This window comes from Pseudomonas sp. TE4620 (assembly GCF_056279045.1).
The window spans coordinates 2190479-2202813 of sequence record NZ_JBWBQO010000001.1; the positions used below are offsets into that span (position 1 = coordinate 2190479).

General features: G+C 54.5%; 8 protein-coding genes and 1 pseudogene. 4 read left to right on the forward strand and 5 right to left on the reverse strand.

What is annotated here, in order from left to right; genetic code table 11:
• The 3 genes and pseudogenes from ACZ9A3_RS10375 to ACZ9A3_RS10385 form a co-directional block, all read left to right on the forward strand.
• Positions 1–1851 carry a gp53-like domain-containing protein gene (locus ACZ9A3_RS10375; RefSeq protein ID WP_476252538.1) on the forward strand — a complete coding sequence of 617 codons (1851 nt, stop codon included), beginning with the start codon at positions 1–3 and terminating at the stop codon, positions 1849–1851.
• Positions 1852–1860: 9 nt separating this feature from the next.
• Positions 1861–2376: a DUF4376 domain-containing protein gene (locus tag ACZ9A3_RS10380; RefSeq protein WP_476252539.1), complete on the forward strand. Its 516-nt coding sequence runs from the start codon at positions 1861–1863 to the stop codon at positions 2374–2376.
• A gap of 349 nt (positions 2377–2725) precedes the next feature.
• Positions 2726–3556: pseudogene (locus ACZ9A3_RS10385) on the forward strand (hypothetical protein); the annotation flags it as partial.
• A 566-nt stretch (positions 3557–4122) separates the two neighbouring features.
• On the opposite strand, the gene ACZ9A3_RS10390 reads toward ACZ9A3_RS10385, so the two are convergent.
• The 5 genes from ACZ9A3_RS10390 to ACZ9A3_RS10410 all read right to left on the reverse strand — a co-directional run bounded on the left by ACZ9A3_RS10390 (position 4123) and on the right by ACZ9A3_RS10410 (position 11228).
• Complete coding sequence (locus ACZ9A3_RS10390; RefSeq protein WP_401293649.1) at positions 4123–5025, reverse strand: DUF6685 family protein; 903 nt, start codon at positions 5023–5025, stop codon at positions 4123–4125.
• A 511-nt stretch (positions 5026–5536) separates the two neighbouring features.
• The gene (locus tag ACZ9A3_RS10395; protein ID WP_101323020.1) at positions 5537–6064 is read right to left on the reverse strand and encodes an SH3 domain-containing protein; all 528 of its coding nucleotides are present in this window, start codon (positions 6062–6064) and stop codon (positions 5537–5539) included.
• A gap of 559 nt (positions 6065–6623) precedes the next feature.
• Positions 6624–7103 carry a hypothetical protein gene (locus tag ACZ9A3_RS10400; RefSeq protein WP_371918904.1) on the reverse strand — a complete coding sequence of 160 codons (480 nt, stop codon included), beginning with the start codon at positions 7101–7103 and terminating at the stop codon, positions 6624–6626.
• A 213-nt stretch (positions 7104–7316) separates the two neighbouring features.
• The gene (locus ACZ9A3_RS10405) at positions 7317–8615 is read right to left on the reverse strand and encodes a tyrosine-type recombinase/integrase (RefSeq protein WP_476252540.1); all 1299 of its coding nucleotides are present in this window, start codon (positions 8613–8615) and stop codon (positions 7317–7319) included.
• Positions 8616–9878: 1263 nt separating this feature from the next.
• On the reverse strand, positions 9879–11228 hold the full coding sequence (locus tag ACZ9A3_RS10410) for a serine hydrolase domain-containing protein (protein WP_476252541.1): 1350 nt from the start codon (positions 11226–11228) through the stop codon (positions 9879–9881).
• Between the two features lie 122 nt (positions 11229–11350).
• On the opposite strand from ACZ9A3_RS10410, the gene ACZ9A3_RS10415 reads away from it, so the two are divergent.
• A complete protein-coding gene (locus tag ACZ9A3_RS10415) occupies positions 11351–12262 on the forward strand; it encodes a LysR substrate-binding domain-containing protein (protein WP_476252542.1) in 912 nt (303 codons plus the stop codon).
• Positions 12263–12335 lie beyond the last annotated feature (73 nt).

Consider the following 12335-nt stretch of genomic DNA (forward strand, 5'->3'; position numbering starts at 1 on the left):
ATGGCCGACCTACCAGAAGTCGCCGAGTGGACACCCGGCATCTATCAATTTGAAACCTCTGACCCAGTGCTTGGTGGGCCTGAAGGTGTCGATAACCTACCAAGTAAGCAACTGGCCAATCGCACCGCGTGGCTTAAACAACGCACTTCCTTTCTGGAAACTGGAGCCACGGTTGCAGGCAAAGCGGCAGTGCTCGCCAACTTGCGGTCGATTTCCATCACCGGCGACGGAAGCTGGTCGGTCTCGTTCAATGGAGGGGCCAATGTCACGGCAGCCCTCACTCTGGCCAACAGCGGCGTTGTAGCAGGCACGTATGGGAAAGTTTCGGTCAACGCAAAAGGTCTAGTGACTGTGGGCTCTGCGTTAGTCGCATCCGATATTCCAAGTCTGGACTGGACGAAGATTACGACTGGCAAGCCGACGACGTTGAGCGGGTACGGAATAGCAGATGCACAACCCTTGGACTCTGACCTTACCGCTCTGGCCGCGCTGACAACGCAAGGCTTCTATGTCAATACAGGTGTGGGTGCCGTGGCGGCGAGAGCTATAGCTGTCACCGGTCCTGGCTTGAGCTTGAGCAATGGCAACGGTGTTGCCGGAAACCCTACGCTTGTTAACACTGGGGTGACATCGGTAGCGGGTACCGCCAATCAGGTAGTGGTCTCCAGCTCTAACGGCGCGGTCACGTTCTCGCTGCCTCAATCAATCCACAACTTGGCAGTACCGTCATTCGGGCAGGTGTCGCTTGGCGCTGACCCTGTCAGCGCGCTTCAGGCTGCCACCAAGCAATACGTGGACAATCTGATTAGCGGCCTAAACGTCAAAGAGTCCGTTCTGGTTGCAACTACCGCGAACATTGCCTTGTCGGGCACGCAAACCATCGACGGTGTTGCCGTGGCCGCCGGAAATCGTGTGCTGGTAAAAAACCAGGCCACGGCGAGCCAGAACGGTCTTTATGCCGTAGCCGCAGGCGCCTGGACTCGGACCGTTGATGCCGATATCTGGAACGAGCTGGTGTCGGCCTTTGTATTCGTCGAGCGAGGCACGCAAAACGCGGATACCGGTTGGGTCTGTACCGCCGATACGGGCGGAACACTGGGCAGCACTGCAATTGTCGTTTCGCAGTTCGCAGGGGCAGGTACGGTCACAGCGGGATTGGGAATCACTGTCACCGGGAATCAGGTTTCGCTAAGTCCAAGTGGAGTTGGGGCGGGGACCTACACAAAGTTTACCGTTGACCAGTTCGGGCGTGTGGTCGCGGCCACAGCGATGGTCGCTTCAGATGTGCCCAATCTGGACTGGTCCAAGATCACCAGCGGCAAGCCAACTACATTAAGCGGTTACGGAATTGCCCTGCCAACCCAGGCACAAGCCGAGGCGGGAGCCGATAACACCTTGCCGATGACCCCGTTACGGGTTGTTCAAGCCATCGCGACACGCGTTGTACAGGCCACCTACGCCGTTGCAGGGATCGCCTCATTTGCCAATGCCAGTGAACTGATCAACACGAACTCCGAGACCAAGACGCTGAACCCTGCGGTCGTGAAATATGGTTTTGCGGTTCTAAGGGCGCCCAACGGATACATTGCGTTTCCCCATTGGCTTGGTGGTTTCATTGTTCAGTGGGGCACTGTCACGATCCCCGCCGAGCCGACGGTCATCTCGTTCCCACTGACATACCCAAACAGTGAGTTTGCGACTATGGCAACAGCAAGCAACACCTCACTTGGCCTAGATGGGGTTGAAATCAGTAGCTCTGAACAGGCCTTTTTCCGGGCAACGATTGTTTCTGCCAATGGCACTGCTATCCAAGTCGCCGGTACTTTTAAGTTTATCTCGTGTGGATGGTAGGGGGATTCGATGAGTTACTACATAACGACACATTCGAATGGTGATGTTGCAACACGTCACGTTGAGGGCGTGGGACAGCTGCCAGAGCAAGCGATTGCCATCAGTCAGGCTGAATGGATGCGTCTGACACAGGAGAGCGACGGCATTTGGGCGTTAGTGGATGGGGTCCTAGTAAAGCGACCGCGTCCTGTTAAAGCAGGCGCAGTCGAGGCCCTGATCGCGAAGACGCGTTATGAACGCGAAACGGCGGGCATCCAGGTTCAAAGTTTGTTCATCGACACCAGCCGCGATAGCCAGGCTCTCGTGGCGGGGGCTGCCGTCCAGGCAATGCTGGAGCCGAACTGCAAAATCGGTTGGAAAACGGTGGATCGCTTCGTTGATCTAAGTGCGTCACAGCTCATCGAGCTTGCAACGGCGGTACGGGCCCACGTCCAGGCATGCTTTGACCGAGAGGCTATCCTCTTAGCCGCCTACAAAGAGGGGACCTTCGTCGCTAGCATGTTGGATGAAGGATGGCCTGCCTAGTCGAAGGCTGATGCCCCTATACCGCAGACACAAGCTTCGGACTATGGGCGCAGAATTGATATTCTGTTGCAGTATGCGCAAAAGATTCAGCGCCCATTTATCTCGCATCTGACCGTGATTTTTTCGCGCGCGGCATCACTTAATTGTTGATGCTGTGCGCGAAAAACGTGCGTTTCCACAGAACGCTTACGCACGACATCGATGTTGTCGTCGAGGGTCGTCAGAGCACTGTTCACATTTCCTACCACACTGCTTGCTCCTCGATCACCAACCCATTTGGCTAGCTCTTCGACGGCGGCGCGCAACGCATCCTGGTTATGGCTAAGGCGCTCACCTTCCGAACTCCAGCATTAGGGACGATGCCCAGAATGCTCGTGATGGGCTTTTAGCTTTTATCCGAGAGACACCTGGGAAGGAATCATTCCTAGCATTGCAGGAAATCGCACAGGCCCACCCTGCGGAGCGATTACGTCCCTGGAGCGCATTCTACGCTCAGCAAAAAGCTACAGCCGACTCGCAGACGCCGCCATGGGAACCATCGAAGGTCGTCGATTTTCATGAGTCGCTGGAAAGCACTCCATCCACCCACCGTGACCTCTGGAATCTGGCGATCGATCGACTTCTGGACTTAAAGCATGATCTTGAAGATAGCGATTCGAGCTACGCAGAAATTTTGATCCAGACCAATCAGGAGACTTCCATTCGGAAGTTCATCGGTAAGTGGTTGAGGGATAATGCTGCGGGACGCTACGTCGTGCCGCAGGAAGAGCAGCTCGCCGATGACAAAAGGCCTGATTATCGATTCCAAAACAGTCAGTACTACGCGCCCGTGCCTGTCGAACTTAAGCTTTCACAGAACTGGAGCGGCCCCGGGCATTTCGAACGACTCGAGAACCAACTCTGCGGGGATTACCTCCGCGATATTAGCTCAAGCTGCGGCATCTTCTTGCTGGTAAACTGTGGAGGTCAGGCCACGTGGGAGACGCCCACCCAAGGCCGGGTCGGGTTTAATGATCTAGTAATCGCATTGCAAGAACACTGGTTGGCCATAGCTTCAAGGTTTCCTAACGTTGAAGACATCAAGGTCATCGGCATAGACCTCACCAAGCGAGGAGGAGCTGCCGCGATCAAAGCCATCGAAGCCAATCAGGCGGAGGCTAGTCAGATTGATGGTGAATGAGAACATGCAGGGCTGACCTACTTGAAAAAGTGTGTCAAAGGCGGCGGAGTTTAGGGGGGCAGCTATGCAGCCGCCGATTCAAGAGCGATTGCTGCGCCCCAGTAGCTGGCCCCCCATTCCTTCGGGATGCAAGGCGATTGGTGGAGTAATCGGCTCGGAATAATCTGGAGGCAAACGGAGCACGCAGGCCTAGGGGGCGAGACGCGAGTATGGAAGTCCATCTGGCCGGGACGTCGCCTTGGCGAGCGGCTCGGTTTACGACAGACGCCCCCAAGAATCAAGACTTCCGCTTCGAGCCAAGCAGGCCGGAAGCGACGCTGATCCTTTTCCAGAACGTACCGACAATGGTTGCACAGCACTTCCGAATGGAGTTTCTCAATTGCCTCATCTTCATCAAGTGTCGACCCACACTGAGGCTATCCAGTTTATGAGGAAACCATCGTTTTGAACCAAAAAAATAGAGGTAAAGCGAATGCTGAATGCGTTGAAGAAAAAAGTCGCAGGACGGCTGTGATTTCGCGAACAGGACTCCCTAAAATAGCTGGAAGTCCCATGCGGTTCTCGAGTCAGCGCGTGCTGATATCTTTCAGGTAGCGGCCGAGGTCTTGGAAAGCTGACGCGTGTAAAATCTCGGCGACTTTGGCTGACCTTCTCTCTGCCTTCGGTAGGAAAACCGCACATTGATCAGTGTATGGACGTGGCAGATCCTTCCAGTAGTAGGTTGCCTTGAAGCTCTGCATGGCTCTGTGAAAGCCCATTTGATGCGTGTGATAAGACGACATCACGAAGATTTCGAAATCTTGAGTGAGGCTCTCCAAAGCCACCTGATTGATGCCGTGAACTCGGTATCTACCACTTAGAGGTACCTCGATGTTGAGGCGTTTCGCGATGTACTTAGATGCAGCAAAATGATGGGAGCCACCGCTATTCATCAAGAAAACTCGCCCATCCCACGACCAGGTCTGAAAAAAGTCATGATCCACACGGCTTATAATTCGGATTTCATCCCAAGCCAAGTTCTCGGCTAGTTTCTCTGGGGTGATTTCATCAATCATCTCTTTCGAGTTCTTCTCCACCATCGCATCCATGCTTTTGAACAAGTGGAGCTCTGACTTGGAAGCCGAAAAGCCATCTACGTCCTGAATGTCGCATTCCCATCTCTCCACCTCTCGAGTCGTGCCGAGGTTGAGTAAGTCTTCACGACGTACCGACACGCCACCATAGTTTCGATTGGCGCCTGGGCAGTGCCCAAATCCGTTGAGGCTACCTTTGCATGGGCGGTTACGTTCATAAGAAAGGTTGCCGAACTCATGCCACTTCACGACCTCATCGCTGGAAATACCTTTGTCGTATTCAACCAATGGCTTGTTGAGGCCCGGTTCCTTGGCAATCAGTTTTACTAAGGAGGAGGGGTGTCCAAATTCTTCTTTGATCGCGCCTACAACGAATTGAGCTGCCGCTTTGAGCATATGGTTTTTCCTTTGTGGTGGGGCTCCTTTACTAGAATGCATTTACTGGCGGAGCAATGCGACTCAACTCGGTGCCGGAAACGACTTTAGCCCTACAGATCGAATTGTTGGAACGCTTCATGTTGCCTCGCCGCGTTGGGTGTGAATGACAAGTTGACAACTCAGAGGGTCATAGCTCGATGGTCAGATTGAATCGCCTGTGGTGGGAGCACCTAGCTCCCAAGTCGATGCATCGTCGATTAAGAGAAGTGGAGCAGCAGTTGTCGCGCAGGTGCGAGACCGATTATGGGCGGCACTGGTTGAGCGTCGCCCGAAAGCCTGGGCAAGCAATAAGGCTTCTTCCCGGCCGCAGTCGTCTCAAGTTCGCACGGCCAGGCAGGAAGATTGAAGCATTCACTTCGCAGGTACCTATGATCACCTCCAACGCAGCGCTGAGGTCGTTGCAGGAGAATTGGCCTCAGAAAACGGTTGGCCAAATCCTTGACTGGCAGCATCAGCATGAGCAAGGCAACTAAACGCCGTACCGCTTGTTACCACCGGACGTGATGCAATAGCGCCCGCCTCTTGGGCCTATACAAACTCGGCCGGAAGAGCAGGGACACGATGAACCATATTCTGGCGATGTGCTACGCGCTGGTTGCGGAGCGGGGCGATCTCGTTTCGGCTGCGAGGTGGCGAAGCAATTCGATCCGCTGCAGAGATTCTTGTAGGAAATCCAACGCTGGGGCTGGCCGTCGAGGCTGATGCGAGCCCATGCCTCCTTCTGCTCATAGACCCGCACCTTTTCGCCACGCTTGAGGCTGGAAATTACCTTCCCACCTGGCTGAGCTCGCAGGTTCAGCTTGTCCGCGTTGACGAAGTGTTCTAGTGCAGAATCTTGTGTTGGCCGGGGCGCTGGTGAAGAGACCGTTGCCAAGGTGTTCACCGGCGCCTGGCTGACGGCAGGCTCAGTTGTAGGCGGATCCTTCTTGCCAATCGCCCAGAGCACGACGAATAGAACCAGCAGCGGCAGAAGCCAAGACTGACCTTTCTTGCGCATATCCTTTGCACCCTCGAAGTTAGAACTGTCCTTCAAGCAATACCTGGCTGTCTTTTCAGCTTAGTCGAGTGGCATTGCCTGAGCGGAAGAGTTTGCTGGGGCAGCTCAGATATCCACCGAACTCGAGGATAGGCGTATGGGAGAGCAAGCGGAGCGCGCAGGCGTGACGGATGGACGCCCGAAGGGCCGAGCCATCGGCGCACGACGGTGGCTCGGTTTACGACATCCTGACCTGAAGCTAAAAACTTCGCCTCATCGAGTCGGGACGGCTCGCTACGGCTTCACGCTTGCCGCTACTAGCTCAGCGATCCCGTTGCGCACTGCATCTATATTGTCGTCCATTGTGGCCAGCGCCCCGTTGACGTTGCCAACAACTGAGGTTGCCCCACGATCACCTACCCATTTCGCTAGCTCTTCTACCGCAGCTCTTAGGGCGTCCTGGTTGTGACTGAGGCGTTCAAGCACTTCTGCGGCAATTCGAAGCTCTTTCATCGTATGATCTTGAAAAGTGTGGGTGAGATCAGGCCACGGTAGCTCAAAACTGCACAGTGTATGTAAATCAGCCAGTTCGCCGAAGCTGTGACTCAGCCCACTGATTGATACGGTCACGCTGTGAGTTGCTCATTTTGTCGGTGGCAGAGGTGAGCAGTTGAAGGATGTAGCATCGATCCTGGTCTTCCGGAAACCAGTCGGACAACTCGACATTGCAGTGCTTCGACTGGCCGAACGCCCAGGCGAGAACCATATCTGCAGCGGCACGAAAATGATCAGCTATGTAGATCTCGTGATCTATCGTCCAGCCGCGTCGACTAAGCTCGTGGATAGCGTCCAAGATGCCAAGCTCACCAAAATAGACTGAGGTGTCGGGGTAATGGGTTCCCGCGAGTGAAACCTTGACCTGGCCAGCTTCCCTATCCCAGTAGGAAAGATGATGCCAGCCGCCTGTAGTCGTCTCTGGCCATGGAAAATTGATGGCTGCTTTCCCCGTGATGTAGTGCTCACGAGACACTCGGCACAGGTCAACATCGAAGCGGGGCATGCTCAACCTCTCTAAGTGCTTTAGCAATTTTGCGCGAAGTGATTAAGGCCTCTTTTGTGGGTATCCCAACCGCGCCCTGATCGCACCTCGGCGCGAAGCCAGTCTAAGACCCTGACGAGATGCCTTTCCACTGACCGAGGCTTCAGTTGTTGAGCGACGATGATTGAGACGAAGGAATACATTTGTACTCCTTCGATTTGACCGCCGTAAACGTTAGCCTCTATCCCGTGTCCCCAATCGCTTCACGGACAGTGCCCGCTCTTGATCATGAGAGTGATAGTAAGTGTTCTGAGTCGTAGCCAAGTTCGAGTGGCGCAGGTCGTACTGGAGATCCTTGGCACTTCTGAACGGCGCGTCGAACGTGGCCGAGGTATGGCGAAGCCAGTGAGACGATGCCACCCGCAGGCTATCCATTTCGTAGGGCTCGCGCCCTTCATCGCGCATGCGTACCAGCGCGTTGTCGAACACGGCTTGGAGGAGGGCGCGTACTTGCCGGTCAGAGAGACCTGCGCGGCCGCTTAGCGTTTTCAGAAGCGGCGACTTCTCCTGGTAACTCGGCAATGGGCCCAGCCCAATGAATGTGCGATAGCGCTTTAGGTACTTCTCCACGTACTCATCACGTACTGCAATCTTGCCGGACTTGTTTCCTTTACCCACCACATGGAACCACCAATTTCCATCGGCATCCAAACGAAAATCACCCATGGTGGGCTGCCAATTGGAACGCCCAACTATGTCCGATATACGTAGATACATGCTGAACATCGTGAGGAGAATGAACAAGGTGCGTTCATGTTTTTTAGGCTCAGCTTCAGCCATTGTTTCCGCTGTATCAATCACGTAATCCCATTGTAAGGGTGTTAGCGCGCGGGAAGAGTTCGACTCCTGCTGGGATGAACTGTACTGTCCTTTTTTTGTGACCTTACGAAAGGGATTGGAACTGGCGAGTTCTTCTTCGACCAAATATTCGTAAAAGCCATTAGCGACCTTGAACACATTACTCATGCTGCCTTTGGATGAATGATAGTCCGCAGACCGAAACTCATCAACATCCTCAGTCAGCGCTTTATTTTGTTTAGGCGCGCGATGAGTAAAAGGTTTCCATTTTGGATTATGACCAACTTCCGAGTACAAAGCCAAAGCATCATCTTGTTTGGTAACAAAACGATTGCGGACAACGGAGCCAACCCAACTGGCTGGCGGGTTTTTGCAAAACTCCAGAAAAGCTTCCGCATCCAGCCTTTTCAGTTCAGTGACGGGCTTCTCACGGATGATCAGCGACCACAGCAGCAGGCGTTCGACGTGCCCACGATAAGTGCTATAGGTAAGCGCGTTGTCCGCGTAACACCGCAGATAGCCACGCACGGCCATGAAGCCCGGGATGGCTTTCAGCTCTGCGGCAAAGCTCTCCAGGTACTGGTCGGCGCTCGCGATGGATGGCCGGCCCAGAGTGAAATCTTGATCCACAAAGTCACCGTGAGATTCAAAGATTGGCTGGGGAGTGCAGGGCATCTAACTTACCGAGAAAAGGTGGCCTTACTTAGCGATTGAGAACTTCCTAGTCTGGCTGTTTTAGGAAGTTTTCGCTTTCCTATACAACCTACTCTCAATCGCCGGGCCTAGTTAATGGGAGTCTGCGGATGATATCCACAAGTTAGGCCGGTCGCAACCACAAACATGCCATGCCCATTCATCCGCTAAATGCCAGTCAGGACTTGACATATTGGCCTGGGCGCAGTAAGCGCTATTAATCCTTGCGCTTCAAAATAATTGTGCTGCAGCACTGTTGTTAACATATAGCATATATTGCTTTTTCCACTCCAAGGTTCAGCTTCCGCCCAACGAATACGGGGCTGCTGATTACACGAATCAATAATTGAAATTGATTTTCGAACGTACGGCTCGATCAATATTGACTAAGTATTGACAGTCGTAGCCCCAAAGCGGCGGCCTGAGGAAAGTGTCCACGTTAATTTAATTTTAGCCGCTTTCGGAAAGTGTCTGCATTAAGTGCAAAACATCCCGAGGCCAGGAAAAATGGGATTCTAGCTTCATGAACTCTCAACTGGGCCTTCGGAAAGTGTCCGCATTATTGTCAGATCCACTCAAAAAGAGCTCCATGGCTCAGCTGAGCGCTAGGTGCACCTAGAACACCGAAACGGAGGGTTTCGCAGGCCAGCATGGCTGCAGGCCCTGGCGCTCCTGGCTTCGAGGTCATAAAGCAACGCTGAGTTCACTTTGGCGTAGGTATCTTTCCAAGGCTAAAAATCTCGGAAAGTGTCCACATTATGCGATTCGGCTCGCGACTCGGAAAGTGTCCGTATTTTGTGCAGATGTCACTGGAAGCCCCGAATTACAAGGATTGTAGCAATTCAGACGCCAGTGCTGCAGTGGTCACGAGTGTCCAGATAGCGGAGGAATTAGGTAGAACGGTTCAAATCATCGTATCAGCGTGCGACCCAGTAAAATCAGTGGGTTACGGAAATCGTATGATTGCAAAAGTGTCCGCATTTCGTCGGAATGGAGGCGCATTTGAGCAATGCCGAGTCGCTGGAAGCCACGTGAGTAGAGGGCTCAAAGGGTTGATGGGGTAAAAGTGTCCGCAATTCGCGACGGTGACAAGAGGGGAATGCAAAGCCCGGCAGTGATGCCGGGCTTTCTTTCATAATACTCGATTTAACATAATATACATTATGCGTAGTCATCTATAGCAGCCCACGGGCAGTGCCAGGACAGATTTCAAGCCTGGCACCACCCGTTTTCAGCCTTACACCGTTACTTGCCGTGCAACGCTTCACTCACCGTATTCACAAACAACGCCTGCTCGTCATACAGCGAACTGGGTGTCTCTGCGTTCTGCCATGTCGACCATTGCACCATCACCAGTTTCTCCGCCGGGTTGATTGCAATGGTCTGGCCGTAAATCCCAAGCGCCCAGAACGTTTGTTCGCTGGTGGCGGTTTTCTTGGGTTCGGCATTGGCATCAGGCGCCGGCGCCGAGTACCACCATTGATAGCCGTACTGTCCGTTCGGTGCCGATGGCGTGACCGAGCCTTTGGCGGTGGTCCAGTGTGTCGAGCGTGCAATCCAGTCATCCGGCAGAATCTTCTCGCCCGATGGTAACTGACCGCCGCTGAGCACAAACTGGCCAAAGCGGCCCCAGTCACGCAGTGCTGCGTTGAAGCCGTGGCCGCCCATGTCGACTTTGTCTTTGACCAAGGCATGCCAGACGCCATCCTGCTGCATGCCGTAACGGCTCCAGATGCGACTTTCGAGGTAGTTGGCCAGGGTCATGCCGGTGGCGTTTTCCAGCACGCGGCCCACCAGCCAGGCGCCGCCGGTATTGTAGGACCAGACTTCGCCCGGATTGACCCCGGGTTTGCGTTTCACCGATTTGACCAGGTTGAACACGCAGTCGTATGGCGCAGGCTTGGCTTCGCACTGGGTCATGTGGGAGAAATCGGAGTTCGCTGACGCGTAGTTTTCATCCCAGACCACGCCCGAGGTGTGCTGCAACAACTGGTGCAAGGTTACCTCTTGCCAGGCCGTGCCTTTGAGTTCCGGGATGTACCGGGTGATCTTGTCGTCCACCGAGTTGATCTTGCCTTCTTTTATCGCCACGCCCACCAGCACGCTGACCACCGATTTGGCCACTGAGCGCGAGGTCCACAGGGTGTTTTCGCTGTTGCCCTTGCCGTAGTACTCGTAGGCAATCTTGCCGTCCTTGAGGATCAACAGGCCGGTGACGCTCTGGTTGGCGATGTAGTTATCGATGCTGAAGTGCTTGCCGTTCATTGCATAGTCAATGGCTGGCAATGGGCTGCTGGCCTGCATTAATGGCGATGGTTTGACGCCCTGGGTGCTGAATACATCGCCTTCGTACAGGCGGTAGGTATTACGAAAACCCACTACCCGTGTGGCCTGGTCCCAGGTCAGCATGTTGTGCGGGTCGGGCAGCGTTTTATCAAAGGGTTGCGGGCAAACGCTGAGCCCTGGAACGCCACAGTGTGCGCCTTGGTCGCTAGCCAGGCTGATACCGCTATGGGTCAAGCCCAGTGCGGCAATGCTCAATGCCAACAGCGAAAAAACCTGGGTGGATTGTTTTTTTATTGTTCTGCGTAACATCGGTACTTCCTCGACATCCAGTGAAATTGCGTCAGTCGATTTCGAGCTTATCAACTTGCCGGGGCGGGAAAAGAACAATAAAGTCCGGGTCGATATTACAAAAACTAACAACAGTGAACGCCATGCCCAGCGACCGTCTGCCTCCGCTCAATGCCATTCGTGCCTTCGAGGCGGCTGCGCGCCTGGGCAGTTACGTGGCCGCTTCGCGGGCGCTGCACGTGACCCAGCCGGCCATTGGCCGCCACGTGAAAAACCTTGAGGACTGGCTGGGCGTGCAACTGCTCGAGCGTACGCCCCGCGGCGTTACTCTGACCGCGGCCGGGCTTGAGTTTCACCGGGCCGCGACCCAGGCCCTGAAGATTCTGGCCGATGCCGGCTCGCGGGTTGCAAGTCGCCAGCAGGAGCGCTGGCTGCGCATTCTGTGCGTGCCGGCGTTCGCTTCGCGTTGGTTGACGCCGCATGTCGATGCAGTGCGCAGCCTGCGCCCGGGCCTGAAGCTGGCCATTGAACCCAATGCCTCGTTCACGTCAGTGGATGCCCGTCAGGCTGACCTGGGTATCGGTTTTGGCCTGCCGGGCGAGCATTCAGGGGTGTTTCTGAGGATGATCAAACCGCCGGTTTTCCCGGTCTGTTCGCCGACGTACATGGCAAAATTGCCGAATAAAGCCCTACAGGTGCAGGACTTGCCGAACTGCGAGCTGATTCACGTCGACGACGGCACCTGGTGGAACAGCTGGTTTGCGGCGCAACAGTTACCGCTCAAGGTCAGGTCGAATACCTCGCACATGAGCAACGACATTGCCTTGAACCTGGCCCGGCGTGGGCACGGGATTGCCCTGGCCACCGAAGTGCTGGTCAAACATGAACTGGCAGACGGCTCGCTGGTGCGTTGTACCGACGCGCAAATTGCACTTGAAAGTTATCAAGTGCTGACACCGCAACAGCCGTTGTCGGAAGATGCCGCATGGTTTATCGAGTGGTTGAGCCAGGCGTTGCGCGAGGAGTTTCCCCACGCGGCCATTGAACAAAGGTGAACCTGGAAGTACGCTACTGCCCTGCTCTTTTTTATAGCCTTAAAATATAACTCAACTAAATAACTATTTAGTT

What these genes read in the sequence shown, in the direction of transcription:
- ACZ9A3_RS10415 (WP_476252542.1), top strand. Translation starts at nt 11,351, where the DNA reads ATGCCCAGCGACCGTCTGCCTCCGCTCAATGCCATTCGTGCCTTCGAG.
- ACZ9A3_RS10410 (WP_476252541.1), bottom strand. Translation starts at nt 11,228, where the DNA reads ATGTTACGCAGAACAATAAAAAAACAATCCACCCAGGTTTTTTCGCTG.
- ACZ9A3_RS10390 (WP_401293649.1), bottom strand. Translation starts at nt 5,025, where the DNA reads ATGCTCAAAGCGGCAGCTCAATTCGTTGTAGGCGCGATCAAAGAAGAA.
- ACZ9A3_RS10380 (WP_476252539.1), top strand. Translation starts at nt 1,861, where the DNA reads ATGAGTTACTACATAACGACACATTCGAATGGTGATGTTGCAACACGT.
- ACZ9A3_RS10375 (WP_476252538.1), top strand. Translation starts at nt 1, where the DNA reads ATGGCCGACCTACCAGAAGTCGCCGAGTGGACACCCGGCATCTATCAA.
- ACZ9A3_RS10405 (WP_476252540.1), bottom strand. Translation starts at nt 8,615, where the DNA reads ATGCCCTGCACTCCCCAGCCAATCTTTGAATCTCACGGTGACTTTGTG.
- ACZ9A3_RS10400 (WP_371918904.1), bottom strand. Translation starts at nt 7,103, where the DNA reads ATGCCCCGCTTCGATGTTGACCTGTGCCGAGTGTCTCGTGAGCACTAC.
- ACZ9A3_RS10395 (WP_101323020.1), bottom strand. Translation starts at nt 6,064, where the DNA reads ATGCGCAAGAAAGGTCAGTCTTGGCTTCTGCCGCTGCTGGTTCTATTC.